The following is a 19,107-nucleotide window of genomic DNA, read 5'->3' on the forward strand; positions in this document are numbered from 1 at the left end:
TGCGGAGGCGTTGGGCCCGTTCATCTTCAGCGTGTCCGCTGCCGATTCGGAGTGGATGATGACCGCACGTCTTTCATGACGAACATGAGACATGGATCACACGCCGTGACGAGACCGGGCGTCTAGCCGTCCAAACGAAATAAAAAAGTTTCTGAGGAAAGTGTTGACACGCTCGCACGTCATCGCATACGTTCGACAACATGACGCAGCGCAACAGCCATCGCCGCAACGCCCTCCACCTCCTTACGGCGGTAACGGGCAAGCTGCGTCTCGGCGGCGGACTCCTTCTTATTAGCCTTGTACTTATTACCTGCGGAGGTGCGGGCTAAGGGCAAGTGTCCAGGTAAACAGAAAACGACCTGAAGACTCCCAAAGAACCCCGCACCCGACAACGGATGCGGGGTTTTTTATTGCCCGGCCCGCCTCACACACGAGCGGAGCCAGACATGAATCCAGCAAACCAGGGCAGCACCGACGCCGTCGACAGCGACGTAGGCGGACGCGTGCGCATCTTCGACACCACCTTGCGCGACGGCGAGCAGGCCCCCGGCTTCTCGATGGATCGTCGTGCAAAACTGCGCATGGCACAGGCCCTGGAAGAACTGGGCGTCGACATCCTGGAGGCCGGGTTTCCGCAGGCCTCACCCGACGATTTCGCCGCCGTGGCGGAGATCGCGAGGACGTTGAAGACGCCTACGATCGCCGCACTGGCAAGATGTCAGGCGGCGGACATAGATAGTGCGGGCAGGGCCCTGGAAGGCGCCCGACATTCACGGATACATGTTTTCCTCTCCACCTCTCCCCTGCATCGCGAACACAAGCTGGGGAAAAGCAAGCAAGAAGTCATCGACATCGCCGCAACGGCGATCCAGCGTGCGAAAGCCCTGGCACATGAGGTCGAATTCTCCGCCGAAGACGCCATGCGCACCGAGCCGGAGTATCTCGCCGAGATCTTCTCGGTTGCCGTCGAAGCCGGCGCTACCACCCTCAACGCACCCGACACCGTCGGCTACGTCACCCCCAACGAAATCTTCGACATGTTCACCTATCTGCGCGCCCACGTGCGCGGCGCGGACAAGGTGACGTTCTCCTCGCACTGCCACGACGACCTCGGCATGGCCGTGGCGAACAGCCTCGCCGCCGTGGCGGCCGGTGCACGCCAGGTCGAATGCACCATCAACGGCATCGGCGAACGCGCCGGCAATGCTTCGCTGGAAGAAATCGTGATGGCGCTGCATACGCGCAGGCCGCTGTTCCGCGTGGACACCGGCATCGTCACCCGACACCTGTTCCCCACCTCGCGCCTGCTGGCCGAAGTGACGGGACAGAAAGTGCCGCGCAACAAGGCCATCGTGGGCGACAACGCCTTCGCGCACGAATCGGGCATCCACCAGCACGGCATGCTGAAGCATCGCGGCACCTACGAAATCATGACGCCGCAGGACGTGGGCGCGAAGACTTCGCTGGTGCTGGGCAAGCACTCCGGCAAGCACGCGCTGCGCCAGCGCCTGTCCGAACTCGATTACCAGCTCGACGACGACACGCTCGCCGTCGTGTTCGATCGCTTCAAGGTGCTGGCCGATCGCCAGCGCTCGGTCACCAACGACGATCTCGTGGCGCTCATGGCGGCTTACGACGACGAAACCCAGACCGCCACCGCGGTCCAGTCCTGAAGGAGGATCCATGGAAGCCCCGTCCCATCTCTGGCACAACGGCCGCATCAAGGCCTGGGCGGAAGCCACCGTCCACATGGGCGCACACGCGCTGCATTACGGATCCTCGGTGTTCGAAGGCGTGCGCGTGTATGCCACGCCCGATGGCCCGCGCTACTTCCGCCTTGATGACCACACCGAGCGCCTGTTCCATTCCGCGCGGGTGTATGACCTGCCGATGCCGTACGACGCGGCCACGATCAACCGCGCCTGCCGTGAGGTGATCCGTGCCAACGGACTGAAGTCCGCCTATGTGCGCCCCATCGTGCTGCGCAGCGGCTTCACCTTCAGCATCGCGCCGCCCGCCGAAACCGCCGTGGATGTGGCCGTGATCGCCCTGCCCTGGGGCGCCTACCATGGCGCCGACGCGCTGGAGAAAGGCGTGGATGTCTGCGTGTCGTCGTGGAACCGGGCCGCGCCCAACACCTATCCCAGCGGCGCAAAGGCCGGCGGCAACTACCTCAACAGCCAGCTGATCGCGCGTGAAGCGGCGAACGGCGGTTATGCCGAAGGCATCGCCCTGGGCACCGACGGGCTGCTCAGCGAAGGCGCGGGCGAAAACCTGTTCGTGGTGCGCAAGGGCACCATCTACACGCCACCGGCCGCCTCGGCGATCCTGTGTGGCATCACCCGCGATTCGGTGTTGACCCTGGCGCGCCTGCGTGGCTACGAAGTGGTGGAACAGCCGCTGCCGCGCGAGATGCTGTATTTCGCCGACGAAGTGTTCATGACCGGCACGGCCGCCGAAATCACCGCCGTGCGTTCGGTGGACCGCAAGCCGGTGGGCAGCGGTCGCCCGGGCCCCATCACGCGACAGTTGCAGGCCGACTTCTTCGGCCTGTTCGACGGCCGCACCGAAGACGTCTGGGGCTGGCTCACGCCCGTCGAAGAACAGGTCGACGGGAGGGTGGCCGCATGACGCCGCGCACGCTGTTCGACAAACTGTGGGACGCGCACCAGGTAAAGGCCGAAACGGCCTCGACGCCGGGCGTGCTCTACATCGACCTGCACATGGTGCACGAGGTGACCTCGCCGCAGGCTTTCGACGAGCTGCGCTCGCGCGGCCTGAAGGTGCGTCGTGCCGATCGTACGCTGGCCACGCTGGATCACTCCACGCCGACGCTGCCGCCTGATGCGGATGGCAAGCGTCCCTACTACACGAAGGAAGCCGAAGCCCAGGTCGCGAAGCTCGAAGCCAACGTGCGCGAGTTCGGCATCGACCTCATGGGCTGGGACAGCCCGCAACGCGGCATCGTGCACGTCGCAGGCCCCGAAGTGGGCGCAACGCAGCCGGGCATGACCATCGTCTGCGGTGACAGCCACACCGCCACGCATGGTGCGTTCGGCGCACTGGCCTTCGGCATCGGCACCACCGAGGTGGGCCACGTGCTCGCCACGCAGTGCCTGCTCCAGCGCAAGGCCAAGTCGCTGGCGATACACGTCGATGGCGCCTTGCAGCCGGGCGTGACCGCGAAGGACCTGATCCTGCACATCATCGGCACGATCGGCATCGGCGGCGGCACCGGCTACGTCATCGAGTACACCGGCGAGGCCGTGCGCGCCCTGTCGATGGAAGAGCGCATGACGGTATGCAACATGTCGATCGAAGCCGGCGCACGCGCCGGACTCATCGCACCGGACGAAACCACGTTCGCGTGGTTGAAGGGCCGTGAGCGCGTGCCGAAGGGCGAAGCCTGGGAGCGCGCCGTCGCCGCGTGGCGCAAGCTGCCCACCGACGAAGGCGCTCGTTACGACCGCGAAGTGCGCATCGACGCATCGTCGATCCAGCCGTCGGTCACCTATGGCACGCACCCGGGCATGGTCGTGTCGATCCACGCACCGGTGCCTGCTGCGGCCGATGCGGTGGAACAGCGTGCGCTGGACTACATGCAGGTCACTGCCGGCAAGCCGATGGCCGGTGAAGCCGTGGACGTGGTCTTCGTCGGCAGCTGTACGAACGGTCGCCTGTCCGACCTGCAGGCTGCCGCCAGCATCCTGCGCGGACGTCGCGTGGCCGATGGCGTGCGCATGCTGGTCGTGCCTGGCTCCGAACAGGTGCGCCGCGATGCCGAACGCGAAGGCCTGCACGAGGTGTTCCGCGCCGCCGGTGCCGAATGGCGCGAGCCGGGCTGCTCCATGTGCATCGCCATGAACGGCGACCTCGCCCAGCCGGGCCAGCTCGTCGTCGCCACCAGCAACCGCAACTTCGAGGGACGCCAGGGCAAGGGTGCGCGCACCGTGCTCGCCAGCCCGCTCGTGGCCGCCGCCTCCGCCGTGGCCGGCCGCGTCGCCGATCCGCGCGAGTACATGACCCAGGAAGCCGCCGCATGAGCCAGACCAGCCAGCCGCTCACCTACGTGCATTCGCGCACGGCCGTGCTGCGCAATGAAAACATCGACACCGACCGGATCATCCCGGCGCGCTTCCTCACCACCACCGAGCGCACGGGCCTGGGCAAGCATTGCTTCGAGGACTGGCGCTATGCCGCCGACGGCAGCGACGACCCGGCCTTCCCGCTCAACCAGCCCGCTGCGCGTGGCTGCGCGATCCTGGTGGCCGGCCACAACTTCGGTTGCGGCTCGTCGCGCGAGCACGCGCCCTGGGCCCTGCTCGACTACGGCATCAAGGCCGTGATCTCCAGCGAGATCGCCGACATCTTCCGCGGCAACGCGCTGAAGAACGGCCTGCTCGCCATCGTGCTGAGCGAGGCCGAACACCGCTGGCTGCTGGACAACCCCGGTGTGGAACTGCGCATCGACGTGGCCGAAAGCACGATCCGCCTGCCCGATGGCGGAACCATCCGCTTCGAACTGGACGCGTTCTCGCGTCACTGCCTGCTCAACGGCGTCGACCAGCTGGGCTTCCTGCTCCAACAGCAGGATGCGATCGCCGCCTATGAAACCCTTGTGGAGAAAGCTGCATGAAGGCCCAGATCGTCGTACTGCCGGGTGACGGCATCGGTCCCGAAGTCGCCGCTGCCGGCGTTGCCGTGCTGCGCCAGGTGGCCGAGCGCTTCGGCCACGACTTCACCTTTACCGAGCACGCCATCGGCGGTGATGCCATCGACCGTTTCGGCGATCCGCTGCCGCCGGCCACGCGCGAGGCCCTGCTGGCCTGCGACGCGATCCTGCTGGGCGCCGTCGGCGGCCCGAAGTGGTCCGACCCGGCGGCCAAGGTGCGGCCGGAACAGGGGCTGCTGGCGATGCGCAAGCTGCTGGGCGTGTTCGCGAACATCCGCCCTCTGAAGCTGCACCCGCGCACCGCCGAGCTGTCGCCGCTGAAACCGGAACGCACGAAGGGTGTGGATCTTGTCTTCGTGCGCGAGCTGACCGGAGGCATCTATTTCGGTGCAAAGACCCGCAGCGAAGACGACGCCACCGACGAATGCCGATACAGCGTGGCGGAAGTGGAGCGCGTGGTGCGCCACGCCTTCGACCTGGCCCGTTCGCGCAAGAAGAAGGTCACCTCGGTGGACAAGGCCAACGTGCTGGAGACCTCGCGCCTGTGGCGTTCGGTAGCCACGCGCATCGCCGCCGATTACCCGGACGTGGAACTGGAACACCAGCTGGTGGATTCCATGGCAATGCACCTGCTGACGCGCCCGGCCGATTACGACGTGATCGTCACCGAGAACATGTTCGGCGACATCCTCACCGATGAAGCCTCGGTGCTGGCCGGTTCGCTGGGCCTGTCGCCGTCAGCCTCCGTGGGCGGACCGGGCGCGGGCGTCTACGAACCGATCCATGGTTCCGCACCGGACATCGCCGGCCAGGCGCTCGCCAATCCGCTGGGCACGATCCTCTCCGCCGCCATGCTGCTGCGTCACTCGCTCGGCCTCGCCGAGGAAGCCGACGTAGTGGAAGCCGCCGTCGAAGAAGTGCTCTCGCACGCCAACCTCACCCGCGACCTGGGCGGCACGGCCGATACGCATGCCGTGACCGCTGCCGTCCTGGACGCCGTCCAAGCCAAAGCGGAGGCCGCATGAACAGCCGAAAGATCCCGCTGCGTACGTTGCGCAGCGATGCCATCAAGACCGGTCCCGACCGCGCGCCTGCGCGTGCCATGCTGCGTGCCACCGGCCTCGACGACGACGCGATCGCCCGGCCGATGGTCGCCATCGTGCACAGCTGGTCGAACGTGTCGCCGTGCAACCTCAACCTGCGCGAACTGGCCGAAGCCGCCGCCGAAGGCGTGCGTGCGGCAGGCGGTACGCCCGTGGAGTTCAACACCATCGCTGTCACTGACGGTATCGCCATGGGTACGTCGGGCATGCGTTCGTCGCTGGTCAGCCGCGAGCTGATCACCGATTCGATCGAGCTGGCCGTCGATGGCCACTGCCTCGATGCGATGGTGGTGCTGTGCGGTTGCGACAAGACCATTCCCGCCGCCGCGATGGCGCTGGCCCGCCTGAATATCCCGGGCGTGGCCCTGTACGGCGGCAGCATCGACCATGGCAGCCACAACGGTTGCCCGATCACGGTGCAGGAAGTATTCGAAGCCGTGGGTGCCCATGGCGCCGGCAAGATCAGCGATGCGGAACTGGACGACGTGGAACGCCACGCCTGCCCGGGTGCCGGCGCCTGCGGCGGCCAGTTCACCGCCAACACCATGGCGATGGTGCTGACGACGCTGGGCCTGTCGCCCGTGGGCCTGAATGACATCCCGGCCACGGCGAAGGACAAGCGTGCCGCCGCCTACCGTTGCGGCGAGCTGGTCATGGAATGCCTGGAGGCCAACCGCCTGCCGCGCGACGTCATGACCCGCACGGCCTTCGACAATGCCGCGCGCATGGTCGCTGCCACCGCAGGCTCAACCAATGCCGTGCTGCATCTGCTGGCCATGGCCAACGAGGCACGCGTGCCGCTGTCCATCGAAGACTTCGAGCCTGCATCCGCGCACACGCCCGTGATCGCCGATCTCAAGCCTGGTGGTCGCTACAGCGCCGTGGAACTGACCGCTGCCGGTGGTACCGCCGTCGTCGCACGCGAACTGCGCAAGGCCGGCATGTTGAAGGACACGCCCACCGTCACCGGCCGCTCGCTGTTCGCCGAACTCGATGCAGCGCCAGAAGCCACCGAGGGCCAGCAGGTAGTGCGTCCGGTCAGCGCACCGCTGAAGCCGCGCGGCGGCTACAGCATCCTCTACGGCAACCTGGCGCCCGAGGGTTGCATCCTGAAGCTCGCCGGTCACGGCCGCACCAGCCACGCCGGACCGGCACGCGTGTTCGAAAGCGAGGAAGACGCCTTCAACGCCGTGCAGGCCGGACGTATCCGTGCCGGCGACGTCGTGGTGATCCGCAACGAAGGACCGGCCGGTGGCCCGGGCATGCGCGAAATGCTGGCGGTCACTGCCGCGCTTGTCGGTCGTGGCCTGGGCAACGACGTGGCGCTGATCACCGATGGCCGTTTCAGCGGCGCCACGCACGGCTTCATGGTGGGACACATCGCACCGGAAGCGGCGCGCGGTGGTCCCATCGGGCTGATCCGCGAAGGCGACGCGATCTTCATCGATGCCAGCTCGCGCGAACTGCGCACCGATGCCGACCTCGCCACGCGTCGTGCCGGCTGGCGTGCGCCCACACCGAAGGTCACCCGTGGCGTGCTGGCGAAGTATGCACGCCTGGTGGGCTCCGCCGCTGAAGGTGCGGTGACGCAGGCTTTCGACGATGCGCCCGTCACCGCCGCGCGGGTGCGCCGTGAAATCGAAGACGAGGACCTGAGCCAGGAACTCATCGGCAACTGAATCCTGTAGGAGCGCGCCTCGCGCGCGACCGGCCCGAACAGGCCGTATCGCGGACGTCAGCACCTCCTTCAGGCCCTGATTTATCTCGCACCATCTCTTGTTCCTGCTTCACCGTTTCATTGGCTGTCGCGCGCGAGGCGCGCTCCTACATTTTTTCTATTACCCGAGGATGAGACCCATGACCGACAAGCAAGCCACTACCGCCCCGCTTCAGAACGCCCGCATCGCCGTGCTCGGTTACGGCAGCCAGGGGCGCGCGCATGCGCTCAACCTCAAGGACTCCGGACTGGATGTCGTGGTCGGCCTGCGTCCGGGTGGTCCGTCGTGGCACAAGGCCTACGTCGATGGCTTCGCCGTCGCCGAGCCGGCCGAAGCCGTGCGCAATGCCGACCTGGTTGCCGTGCTCACGCCGGACATGACCCAGCCGGGCATCTACAAGGACGCCATCGAGGCCAACATCAAGCCGGGCGCCACGCTGCTGTTCGCGCATGGCTTCAACGTGCATTTCGGCCAGATCCAGCCGCGCAAGGACATCGACGTGGTGCTGGTCGCGCCGAAGGGCCCGGGTGCCCTGGTTCGTCGCGAGTATGAAATCGGCCGTGGCGTGCCCTGCCTGTACGCCGTGCACCAGGATGCCACCGGCCACGCCTCCGAGCGTGCCCAGGCCTATGCGGCCGGCATCGGCGGTGCGCGCGCCATGCTGATCGAAACCGACTTCAAGGAAGAGACCGAAACGGATCTCTTCGGCGAGCAGGCCGTGCTGTGCGGCGGCGCTTCCGAGCTGGTGATCAAGGGCTTCGAGACCCTGGTGGAAGCCGGCTACCGTCCGGAGATCGCCTACTACGAAGTCATGCACGAGCTGAAGCTCATCGTCGATTTGTTCTATGAAGGCGGCCTGGCCCGCATGCTGGAATTCATCTCCGAGACGGCGCAGTACGGCGATTACACCCGCGGTCCGCGCGTGGTCGACGACAGCACCAAGGAGCGCATGAAGGCGGTGCTCAAGGACATCCAGGACGGCACCTTCGCCCGTGAATGGACGGCCGAGTACCAGGCCGGTCTGCCCAACTACAAGGCCTTCAAGCAGCGCGACCTGGAGCACCCGATCGAGAAGGTCGGCGCCCAGCTGCGTGCGCGCATGCCGTGGCTTTCGGCCAACCAGCCCAAGCCTGCCGAGGAGGCCGCCAAGAGCGCCTGAGGCCCCCGTTGCCGGAACGTGTCCTCCTTCCGCCTGCGCCTCCCCCTCATGCGGGGGAGGACGCGTTCCGCATCCTACGCATAAGGAACCTATCCCCGTGAACGCGCAACTGGATACCGTCGGCGACACTCGCCGCGCCACCTCGAACCACCCCCTGACCGGCTGCTCGCTGAGCGGCGCGGACATCGTCGTGCAGGTACTCGCCGACGAGGGACTCGACGTACTCTTCGGCTATTCCGGCGGCGCCATCCTTCCCGTATACGACGCCATCTTCCGCTACAACGCGGAACACCCGCGCGATGACGGTGCCGAAGCGCTGCCCCTGATCGTTCCCGCCAACGAACAGGGTGCCTGCTTCATGGCCGCCGGCTATGCGCGTGCCTCCGGTCGCGTGGGCGTGGCCCTGGTCACTTCCGGTCCCGGCGCCACCAATGCGGTGACGCCCGTGCGCGATTCCATGGCGGATTCGATCCCCATGGTGGTGATCTGCGGCCAGGTACCCACCGGCGCCATCGGTACGGATGCGTTCCAGGAAGCGCCGATCAGCACGATCATGGGCGCCTGTGCGAAACATGTGTTCCTGGTGACCGACGCATCCACGCTGGAAGCCACCTTGCGTACCGCATTCCAGATCGCCCGCAGCGGCCGCCCCGGTCCGGTGGTGATCGACATCCCCAAGGACGTGCAGAACGCACCGCTGACCTTCCATGGTTCGCGTGAGCTGGCCGTGCGTGGTTATCGCTCGCGCCTGCATGCCGTGCAGTCGGCCACCATCGACGACGATGCCTGCGCCGCCCTGTTCGCGGCCCTGGCCCGCGCCGAGCGTCCGCTCATCTATGCCGGTGGCGGGGTCATCGCCGCCGAAGCCGCCGATGCGCTGCGCGACTTCTCCCACACCTACGGCATTCCCGTGGTCACCACCTTGATGGGTATCGGCGGTTTCGACACCACCGATCCGCTCGCGCTGCACATGCTTGGCATGCATGGCGCGGCATATGCCAACTACGCGATGGACGACTGCGATTTCGTCTTTGCCCTGGGTGCCCGCTTCGACGACCGCGTGGTCGGCGTACCGGCACAGTTTGCGCCGAAGGCACGCACCATCGCCCAGATCGACATCGACCCCGCCGAGATCGGCAAGGTGAAGTCGGTGCACTGGCATCACGTCGGCGAACTGGGATCGTCCCTGCGTCGCCTGGCCGACTATGGTCGTGAAACGGACTTCCGACCCGACTACAGTGCATGGCATGCGCATGTGGCGAACCTCAAGGCCACGCACCCGATGAACTTCTGCCGCGAAAGCGATCTTATCCAGCCCTGCGCCGTGATCGAGGCGATCAACCGCATCACCGATGGCCGGGCGATCATCAGCACGGGCGTCGGCCAGCACCAGATGTGGGCCGCGCAGTACTTCGATTTCCGCGAGCCCCGCCGCTGGCTCACCTCCGGCTCCATGGGCACGATGGGCTTCGGCCTGCCCGCCGCCATCGGCGCTCAGTTCGCCCGCCGCGACCTGACCGTGATCGATATCGACGGCGACGCCAGCATCCGCATGAACATCGGCGAGCTGGAGACCGTGACCACCTATGGCCTGCCGGTGAAGGTCGTCGTGCTGAACAACAGCGGCGACGGCATGGTGCGCCAGTGGCAGAAGCTTTTCTTCAAGGGACGTTTCTCGGCCACCGACAAGAGTCTGCACAAGAAGGACTTCGTACGTGCCGCGCAGGCCGATGGCTTCGAGTGGGCGCGCAAGCTGGATGACGTTTCGCAGCTGGAATCGACCATCGCCGAATTCCTCGCCTTCGCCGGACCGGCCTTCCTGGAAGTGGTGATCGACCCCGATGCCGGCGTCTATCCGATGGTAGGCCCCGGTGCTTCCTATGCCGAGATGATCACAGGCGACTGGATTCCCAGCCGCGACGCACCCGTGGCCCGCGAGGCCGCGCCCACAGGGATGTTCTGACGATGCGCCATCTGATTTCCATGCTGCTCCAGAACGAGGCCGGCGCGCTGGCGCGCGTCGCCGGCCTGTTCGCCTCTCGCGGCTACAACATCGAATCGCTCACCGTCGCCGCCACGCACGATGAAGAAGTCTCGCGCCTGACCCTCACCGTGTATGGCGACGATGCCACGGTGGAGCAGGTCGTGAAGCAGTCGGCCAAGCTCGTGGACGTGATCGAGATTGCCGAACTGACCCGCCGCGAGCATCTGGAACGCGAGCTTTCGGTGGTGCGCGTGGAAGCCGAAGGTCATGTGCTGGATGCCTTCCTGTCGCGCGTGGGTGCACGCCTGCTCGAACGCATCGGCACGCAGTCCGTGGTGGAGTTCACCGGGCGCACGGATGAGGTGGACGGATTCATCGATGGCCTGCGCGGCGTGGCGGGCATCACCGACCAGGCACGCAGCGGCGTAGCCGCGGTAGAACGCACCGCCCTACCCGTCTGAAACGTGTAGGAGCGCGCCTTGCGCGCGACCGGGTGGAACGGTGCGCTCCGTTTGTGGTTGCCGCTCCCCTGTAGGAGCGCGCCTGCGCGCGACCGGTTGAATCGAAACGATGATGGTTTTCGCGACAACCGGTCGCGCGCAGGCGCGCTCCTACAGAATGCGATGGTTGCGTTTGGAAATGAAACCAACGGGCGTTCTTGCGAAAGCGTGGCGTGCTGCGCACTCCCTTGCGTTACATAGTCACATGATGCATGTCCTTCCAACAGGATGTACCGACATGCACAGACGCAAGCTGATCGCCCTGCTCACCGCCGGCCTGCTCGCCTTCGGGGCTCATGCCCAGAACGTCGACACCAGCACCATGAACGACCATGTGTTCGCGGCCTACCAGGGCTGGTTCCATTGCCCCGGTGACCCTGGCGACAACAGCAACTGGTTCCACTGGTCGTACATCTCGCAGCTGGTGCCCGACGCGAAGATGGTGAGCATCCCTAACTATCCCATCACCGACGAGTATCCGGCTGAATCGCGCTGCCCGGTGCCGGGCCTCACGGTGAACGGTCAGCAGGCCTACTTCTTCACCTCGCTGGCGCTGGGCACCGCCGAGCTGCATTTCCGCTGGATGAAGGAATACGGCATCGACGGGGCCATGCTCCAGCGCTTCCTGGGCTCGACGGACTCCTACTACCAGGAGAACGATATCGTGCTGCGCCATGCTTTCCAGGCCGCGCAGGACAACGGCCGCACGATCATGATCGAGTACGACATGAGCGGCAATTTCAACAATACGCAGACCCAGGCCGACGAAGACGCCATCTTCAACCACATCACCTCGGACTGGACGCACCTGGTCAACGACCTGCACGTACTCGACAACCCGATGTACCAGCAGCACAACGGCAAGCCGGTGATCAGCCTGTGGGGCATGGGCCGGCCAGCCGATGAGCTGTGGGGTGTGAAGCCAGCGCTCGCCAGCCGCGTCATCGACTGGTTCAAGAACACCCAGCACATGACCGTGATCGGTGGCGTCAGCCCCTTCTGGATGGAGCTGCCGGAATGGAAGGACGTGCTGGCGAAGCTTGATGTGATCCAGCCCTGGAACGTCGGTGCATTCGGCGGCGATTCCGACCTGCCGTGGCAGCTGCAGAACCGCATCGAGCCGCAGCTTGCCGCGACGCAGGCGGCCGGCCAGCTCTATATGCCGACGGTATTCCCGGCATCATCCGGTCGTGACCAGAACAACGGCAACCAGCCGACGGAGGGTGCTGCATCGCTCGGCGGCGCGTTCTTCTGGCACCAGGCATTCGATGATCGAAGCGCAGGTGTGCGGACGATCAAGATCGCGATGTTCGACGAACTGGGCGAAGGTACGTCCCTGTTGAAAACAGCACGCAATGCGTCAGAGACGCCGTCGCAGATGGCGTGGCTGAATCTCGATGTAGATGGTTACAGCCTGCCGCATGACTGGAACCTGCGTATCGCTCATGAAGTGGTGAGCCTGTTCCACGGCGGCACGGGCTATACGCGCAATACGCCCACCGATCCGGGCCCGTTCGATACGTCGATTCCGGAATGCGGTGTGCTGGGCCCCAACCAGGTAGTGACCGTGGCGCAACCGGTCGTGTCATGCGACGGGCATACCAGCCTGCGCCAGCAGGCCGACGGCAGCGCCGGACTCTATCGCGATGGCGTGCAGACCGCGACGATCGGCAAGACCGGCGGCACGCAGGGCACGCTGATCATGCAGGGCGACGGCAATTTCGTGAGCTATGGCGCCGACGGCAAGCCGGAATGGGCCACCAGCACGGAGAACCATGGCGGGGCGTATCTGTATGTGCGCAACGATGGCGGCGTGCAGGTGATCTACCAGGGCGCCCCGATCTGGAGTTTCCCGACCCCGTAACCCTGTAGGAGCGCGCCTCGCGCGCGACCGGTAACGCGAATGTGTGTGGATTGTCGCGTTACCGGTCGCGCGCGAGGCGCGCTCCTACATTGGAGGGTGTCGGTTACCAGACCTTGTAGACCTGCCCCGTCTGGCGGCCTTCCACGCTTCGCGAGAACGCCAGGGCGGCGCGTGCCGCCGGCACCGGATCGAAACCCCGGAAGAACGGCCCGTAGCTGTCCATCGCTTCGGTCAGCACGTTCGGGCTCACCACGTTGATGCGCAGGCCGCGCGGCAGTTCGATGGCCGCCGCACGCACATAGGCCTCCACCGCGCCGTTGACCATGCTCGCGCAGGCGCCGGCCACGATGGGCTGCTCGGTAAGGATGCCGGTGATGAGGGTGAACGAGCCGCCGTCGCGCAGGCGCGGCGTGCCGGCGACCACCAGGCGTACCTGGCCCAGCAGCTTGTCCTGCAGGCCTTCGAGGTACTGCGCCTCGCCCAGTTCGGCCAGCGGCTTGAAGGGCACCTTGCCCGCGGCGCAGACCACGGCATCCAGTTCACCGACCTGCTGGTACATCGCCTCGACGCTGGCGGCATCGCGCAGGTCGACGCGCACGTCGCCACCTGAGCGGCCGGCGCGGATGATCTCGTGACGCTGGCCCAGCTCGGCCGCGACGGCCTCGCCCAGGGTGCCACTGGCTCCGACGATAAGGATCTTCATGTTGCGGGGTTCCTTGGTGGTTGCATACGGGAAAGAGTACGCTCGATCGCATGAATCGTCGCGCCGCCCTCTCGCTGCCGCCGCCCATGGCCGATACCTCGGCGCTCGGCCGTGAGCAGGATCTGCTGGGCCTGTCCGACGAGCCGACGATCCACTATCTCGACCACGGCTCGCGCAGCCGGCTGATCCGCTGGCATTACCACCCGGCCTACGAACTCCACCTGATCGTCGCCACCGAAGGCACGGCCTATGTCGGCGACTACACGGGCCGCTTCGCGCCCTACACGCTGATGCTCACGGGCCCCAACGTGCCGCACAACTGGGTCACCGACGACACCTGCGAACCCGTAGCGCTGCGTGACCGGGTGATCCTGTTCTCCGAGGCGTTCGTACGCCGCTGCATCGAATTCTTCCCCTCGGCACGGCACGTGCGGTCGCTGCTGCTGGAAGAAGCCCGCCATGGCATCGCATTCTCCAGCGAACTGGGGCGCCAGCTGGAGCCGCATTTTCGCCGTGTATCCGATCACGGCGGCCTGCGCCGCGTCGCCAGTTTCTTCGAGATGGTGGAAGCCCTGGCGGAAGACGACACACGCAAGCCACTGAGTAGCCGGCCGTTCCAGGCCGCATCCGATCCGGCACAGTCCGTGAGGCTGCATCGGGCCGTCACCTACATCGAACGCCACTATGCCGGCGATATCTCGCTGAAAGCGGTCGCCGACCGCCTGGACATGTCCGAGAGCGCGTTCTCGCGATTCTTCCACCAGCACACGGGCTACCGGTTCATCGACTACGTGAACCAGACCCGCGTGCAACATGCCTGCGAACGATTGTCCGGTTCGGACGCGCCCATTACCGACATCTGCTATGACGTCGGCTTCAGCAACCTGTCGAACTTCAATCGGCGCTTCCTGATCCTTACTGGCATGACGCCCCGCGAGTATCGGATGCGACATCGCGGGCCTGCGCCCCAGACGTGATGCGGCGCCGCCGCAGCGGCCCGGGCGAACGCGTTCATTTACATACTTTATTGCTCTGGCCGAACCATGCTGCTTCGCAGCAAAAACACGTGCTCCCGGGGATTCACGTTGCCCCTGCCTGCAAAAAAGTATCTGTTTTCACCACAAAACGACGCCCGCCGTATTGGTGACGACCGTGCGCAAACACCTATAACGCTGAACCACGACGCGACGACATCCAGCCGGCGCGCAACGGCCCGCCGCAATGGGAGGCACGATGAATCATCGACGGAAATGGCAGGGGAAACTCGCCCGGCGGGCGTGCTGTCTTGCACTACTTGTGGCTTCGGGCGCCGCCTTCGCCGATACGACGCTGACCATCGGCACGGTGAACAACACCGACATGGTGCGCATGCAGGCCTTGTCGCCGGAGTACGAACGCACGCATCCCGGCGTGCATCTCAACTGGGTGGTGCTCGAAGAAAACACGCTTCGCCAGCGCCTCACCACCGACATCGCCACGCATGGCGGGCAGTTCGACGTGGTGACCATCGGTGCCTACGAGGCGCCATTGTGGGGTGCCCAGAAGTGGCTGGCGCCTTTGGACAACCTACCCGCCGATTACGACGTCAACGACCTGTTCAAGAACGTGCGCGAGCAGCTCACCGTAGATAATCATCTTTACGCCGTGCCGTTCTACGCCGAAGCCAGCATCACCTATTACCGCACCGATCTTTTCGCGCACGCCAACCTGACGATGCCCCCGGAACCCACCTGGGACCAGATCCGCGGTTTTGCGCAGAAACTGCACGACCCGGCGCATGGCGTCTATGGCATCTGCCTGCGCGGCAAGGCCGGCTGGGGCGAGAACATGGCCTTGCTCGGCACCATCGTGAACAGCTGGGGCGGTCGCTGGTTCGACGAGCAATGGCATCCGCAGATCGACACGCCCGAATGGCACGGGGCGGTGAATTTCTACGTGGATCTGCTGAAAAACTATGGACCACCCGGTCCGTCGGACAACGGCTTCAACGAAAACCTCGCGCTGTTCGCCGGTGGTCGCTGTGCCATGTGGGTGGATGCCAGCGTCGGTGGCGGCACGGTGTCCAATCCGAAGGAAAGCCAGGTCGCCGGCAAGGTAGGCTTCGTGCGCTCGCCACACGAAGTCACGGACAAGGGCTCGTCGTGGCTGTGGGTCTGGTCGCTGGCCATTCCCGCCAGTTCGAGACAGGCCGATGCCGCGCGTAACTTCATCCTCTGGGCCACATCGAAGCCCTATCTGCAACTGGTGGCAAAAAAGTACGGCGAGGAATCCACGCCGCCGGGCACGCGCGAGTCAACGTATGCGAATGCGGCCTATATCAAGGCCGCCCCCTTCGCAAAGGTCACCTACGACTCGCTGAAGGCCGTGGACCCGGCCCATCCCACGCTGAAACCCGTGCCTTACAAGGGCATCCAGATCGTCTCGATTCCGGAGTTCCAGGCCGTGGCGACCCTGGTCGGCCGGCAGATTGCCGGTGCGCTGGCCGGGCGCGGCAACGTGGACGAACTGCTGCGTACCGCCCAGGGCGCCGTGGACCGCACGATGAAGCGCGCCGGCTACTACGAGCACAAGCCCGTCATCCAGCAGGAGCCGACCCAATGAGCGCGCGTATCCGCAAACGCCCCGAGCGCCTGCTCGCGCAGCCGGCGATCATCATGCTGCTGGTATGGATGATCGTGCCACTGGCGATGACGCTTTACTTCTCCACGCAGTATTACAACCTGCTCTATCCGGGCAAGTCGTCGTTCGTGGGTCTGGAAAACTTCGCGTATTTCTTCACCTACCCGAGCTTCTGGACGTCGGTGCTCAACACCATCGTGCTGGTCGGCAGCGTGCTGGCGATCACCGTGGTCGGTGGCGTGCTCATCTCGATCCTCGTCGACGAGAGCTTCCCCGGCCAGGGCATCGTGCGCATGCTGCTGATCTCGCCGTTCTTCATCATGCCCACGGTGGCGGCACTGGTATGGAAGAACCTGCTGATGAATCCCGTCTCGGGCCTGCTTGCCTGGGTGTGGAAGCTGTTCGGCGCCACGCCGGTGAACTGGTTCGCCGACTGGCCGTTATTGTCGATCATCATCGTGGTGTCGTGGGAATGGCTGCCATTCGCGATCCTGATCTTCGTCACCGCACTGCAATCGCTTGATCGCGAACAACTGGAAGCCGCTCGCATGGACGGTGCACGCGGACTGGCCATCTTCCGCTACCTGACCCTGCCGCATCTGGCGCGCCCTATCGCAGTGGTGGTGATGGTCGAGGCCATCTTCCTGCTCAACATCTTTGCCGAGATCTTCGTGACCACGAATGGTGGGCCGGGTGACGCAACCACCAATGTGCCTTACCTGGTCTATACCCAGGCATTGCTGGAATTCGACGTGGGTGCGGCATCGGCCGGTGGCCTGGTGGCCGTGGTGCTGGCGAACATCATGGCGGTGTTCCTGATCCGCCTGATCGGCAAGTCGCTGACGGCGCGCTGAGGAGAAACGACATGGCCCATAACCGACCCAAGCGCCGCCTCGCCCGCACGCTGCGTGCCATTGCCTCGTGGCTCGTGGCCCTGGTGGTGTTCTTTCCGATCCTCTGGATGCTGGTCACCAGTTTCAAGAGCGAGCTGGAAGCTTTCAGCATGCCGCCGCACTTCGTGTTCTCCCCGACACTGGAGAACTACCGCGAGATCCTGTCGCGGGCGAACTACCTGCATTACGCATGGAACTCCATCGTGACGGCCGGTGGCGCCACCCTGCTCGGCATGGCGGTGGCCGTGCCGGCGGCGTATGCCTTCGCCTATCACCCCACGAAACGCACGAAAGACGTATTGCTGTGGATGCTGTCGACCAAGATGCTCCCCGGAGTGGGTGTGCTGGTGCCGATCTACCTGATCTGCCGCGACCTCGACATGCTCGACTCCCGGCTGGCCCTGGTGATCATCTTTGCGCTGATCAACCTGCCGATCATGGTCTGGATGATCTACACCTATTTCCGCGACATCCCCTACGACATCCTCGAAGCGGCACGGATGGACGGTGCAGGCACCTGGCAGACGATGTTCCGCGTGCTGATTCCCGTCAGTCGTGGCGGCCTTGCCTCCACCGCCCTGCTTTGCCTCATTCTCTCGTGGAACGAGGCCTTCTGGTCGCTCAACCTCACCACCTCCAGCGCCGCCCCCCTTACCGCGCTCGTGGCTTCGTTCTCCAGCCCCGAGGGGCTGTTCTGGGCCAAGCTTTCGGCCGTGTCGACACTCGCCTGCGCACCCATCCTGGTGCTGGGCTGGCTGTCGCAGCGCCAGCTGGTCCGTGGTCTCACCTTCGGCGCAGTCAAATAGGAGCCGCCTCATGTCCCGCCTGGAAATCCGTTCGCTGCGCAAATCGTTCGAGGGTACCGATGTCATCAAGGGCATCGACCTGGTGGTGGAGGATCGCGAGTTCTGTGTTTTCCTCGGCCCATCGGGCTGTGGCAAGTCCACTACGCTGCGCCTGATCGCCGGCCTGGAGGACGTGGACGACGGCCAGATCCTTCTCGACAAGGACGACATCACCGATCGCCCCGTGGACAAGCGTGACCTGGCCATGGTGTTTCAGAGTTACGCACTGTATCCGCACATGAGCGTGCGCGAGAACATGTCCTTTGCACTGAAACTGGCGCACAAGGATCAGAGCAGCATCAATGAGAAGGTGAACCGCGCGGCGAAGATCCTCGCGCTGGAGCCTTACCTGGATCGCAAGCCTTCGGCGCTGTCGGGCGGGCAGCGCCAGCGCGTGGCGATCGGACGCGCGATCACCCGCGAGCCACGCGTGTTCCTGTTCGATGAGCCCTTGTCCAATCTCGATGCCGCACTGCGCGCGCAGACGCGACTGGAAATCGCTCGCCTTCACCAGGAGCTCAACGCCACGATGATCTACGTCACCCATGACCAGATCGAGGCCATGACGCTCGCGGACAAGATCGCCATCTTCAGCGAGGGCCGCATCGAGCAGATCGGCTCGCCGATGGAACTGTACCGTCGGCCTGCCAACCGTTTCGTTGCCGGCTTTCTCGGCATGCCGCAGATGAACTTCTTCGCTGCCACCCCGGTGAATGGTGAGCTGCGACTGGGCAACGGCAACCTGCTGCACCTGCCGGTACGGATCGATGCGATGGGCGACCTTACCGTCGGCGTGCGGCCCGAGCACCTGCGTGTCTGCGAGGAAGGCGACGGCACGGGCGAAACACTCAACGGCAAGCTCGCCGTCGTGGAACGCCTCGGCAGCGAGACGTACGCCTATGTCGAAGTACCCCACGTAGGCCCGGTCACGGTGCGCGCCGACGGCGATTTCGATCGCCGCGCCGGGCGCGAGATATGTATCCGGCTCGATCTCACCCATGCCCATGTGTTCGACGCCAGCGGCGTCGCCATCCATCACCCCTGAAG

Annotated in this window: 15 protein-coding genes and 1 pseudogene; 15 read left to right on the forward strand and 1 reads right to left on the reverse strand. The window is 65.2% G+C overall.

What is annotated here, in order from left to right:
* Positions 1-446: 446 nt before the first annotated feature.
* The 10 genes and pseudogenes from HBF25_RS16505 to HBF25_RS16550 form a co-directional block, all read left to right on the forward strand.
* Positions 447-1,643: pseudogene (locus HBF25_RS16505) on the forward strand (2-isopropylmalate synthase); the annotation flags it as partial.
* A gap of 40 nt (positions 1,644-1,683) precedes the next feature.
* On the forward strand, positions 1,684-2,631 hold the full coding sequence (locus tag HBF25_RS16510; protein WP_166950304.1) for a branched-chain amino acid transaminase: 948 nt from the start codon (positions 1,684-1,686) through the stop codon (positions 2,629-2,631).
* On the forward strand, positions 2,628-4,043 hold the full coding sequence (gene leuC, locus HBF25_RS16515; protein ID WP_166950305.1) for a 3-isopropylmalate dehydratase large subunit: 1,416 nt from the start codon (positions 2,628-2,630) through the stop codon (positions 4,041-4,043). The genes HBF25_RS16510 and leuC overlap by 4 nt, the downstream gene beginning before the upstream one ends.
* Positions 4,040-4,636 carry a 3-isopropylmalate dehydratase small subunit gene (leuD, locus tag HBF25_RS16520; RefSeq protein ID WP_166950306.1) on the forward strand — a complete coding sequence of 199 codons (597 nt, stop codon included), beginning with the start codon at positions 4,040-4,042 and terminating at the stop codon, positions 4,634-4,636. Before leuC ends, leuD begins: the two co-directional genes overlap by 4 nt.
* Positions 4,633-5,697 (forward strand): 3-isopropylmalate dehydrogenase, encoded by a 1,065-nt coding sequence (leuB, locus tag HBF25_RS16525; protein WP_166950308.1) that lies wholly within the window; start codon positions 4,633-4,635, stop codon positions 5,695-5,697. The genes leuD and leuB overlap by 4 nt, the downstream gene beginning before the upstream one ends.
* Before the next feature lie 26 nt (positions 5,698-5,723).
* The gene (gene ilvD / locus HBF25_RS16530) at positions 5,724-7,454 is read left to right on the forward strand and encodes a dihydroxy-acid dehydratase (protein WP_166950401.1); all 1,731 of its coding nucleotides are present in this window, start codon (positions 5,724-5,726) and stop codon (positions 7,452-7,454) included.
* 178 nt (positions 7,455-7,632) lie between these two features.
* Positions 7,633-8,652, forward strand: coding sequence for a ketol-acid reductoisomerase (ilvC, locus tag HBF25_RS16535; protein ID WP_166950310.1), 1,020 nt, complete (start codon positions 7,633-7,635; stop codon positions 8,650-8,652).
* Positions 8,653-8,749: 97 nt separating this feature from the next.
* The gene (gene ilvB, locus HBF25_RS16540) at positions 8,750-10,615 is read left to right on the forward strand and encodes a biosynthetic-type acetolactate synthase large subunit (RefSeq protein WP_341778096.1); all 1,866 of its coding nucleotides are present in this window, start codon (positions 8,750-8,752) and stop codon (positions 10,613-10,615) included.
* 2 nt (positions 10,616-10,617) lie between these two features.
* Positions 10,618-11,097, forward strand: a complete 480-nt coding sequence (gene ilvN / locus HBF25_RS16545) for an acetolactate synthase small subunit (RefSeq protein ID WP_166950320.1) — start codon at positions 10,618-10,620, stop codon at positions 11,095-11,097.
* A gap of 277 nt (positions 11,098-11,374) precedes the next feature.
* Complete coding sequence (locus HBF25_RS16550) at positions 11,375-13,000, forward strand: hypothetical protein (protein ID WP_166950322.1); 1,626 nt, start codon at positions 11,375-11,377, stop codon at positions 12,998-13,000.
* Positions 13,001-13,103: 103 nt separating this feature from the next.
* On the opposite strand, the gene HBF25_RS16555 is transcribed toward HBF25_RS16550, so the two are convergent.
* A complete protein-coding gene (locus tag HBF25_RS16555) occupies positions 13,104-13,703 on the reverse strand; it encodes a short chain dehydrogenase (protein ID WP_166950324.1) in 600 nt (199 codons plus the stop codon).
* A gap of 50 nt (positions 13,704-13,753) precedes the next feature.
* On the opposite strand from HBF25_RS16555, the gene HBF25_RS16560 reads away from it, so the two are divergent.
* From HBF25_RS16560 to HBF25_RS16580, 5 genes are all read left to right on the forward strand, one after another.
* Positions 13,754-14,680 carry a helix-turn-helix domain-containing protein gene (locus HBF25_RS16560; protein WP_166950325.1) on the forward strand — a complete coding sequence of 309 codons (927 nt, stop codon included), beginning with the start codon at positions 13,754-13,756 and terminating at the stop codon, positions 14,678-14,680.
* Positions 14,681-14,936: 256 nt separating this feature from the next.
* On the forward strand, positions 14,937-16,304 hold the full coding sequence (locus HBF25_RS16565) for an ABC transporter substrate-binding protein (RefSeq protein ID WP_166950327.1): 1,368 nt from the start codon (positions 14,937-14,939) through the stop codon (positions 16,302-16,304).
* A complete protein-coding gene (locus HBF25_RS16570; protein WP_166950328.1) occupies positions 16,301-17,176 on the forward strand; it encodes a carbohydrate ABC transporter permease in 876 nt (291 codons plus the stop codon). The genes HBF25_RS16565 and HBF25_RS16570 overlap by 4 nt, the downstream gene beginning before the upstream one ends.
* An 11-nt stretch (positions 17,177-17,187) precedes the next feature.
* Positions 17,188-18,021 carry a carbohydrate ABC transporter permease gene (locus HBF25_RS16575; RefSeq protein ID WP_166950329.1) on the forward strand — a complete coding sequence of 278 codons (834 nt, stop codon included), beginning with the start codon at positions 17,188-17,190 and terminating at the stop codon, positions 18,019-18,021.
* Between the two features lie 10 nt (positions 18,022-18,031).
* Positions 18,032-19,105: an ABC transporter ATP-binding protein gene (locus tag HBF25_RS16580; RefSeq protein WP_166950331.1), complete on the forward strand. Its 1,074-nt coding sequence runs from the start codon at positions 18,032-18,034 to the stop codon at positions 19,103-19,105.
* The last annotated feature ends 2 nt before the right edge of the window (positions 19,106-19,107 follow it).

The organism is Luteibacter anthropi (assembly GCF_011759365.1).
Taxonomy (GTDB): Bacteria; Pseudomonadota; Gammaproteobacteria; order Xanthomonadales; family Rhodanobacteraceae; genus Luteibacter; species Luteibacter anthropi.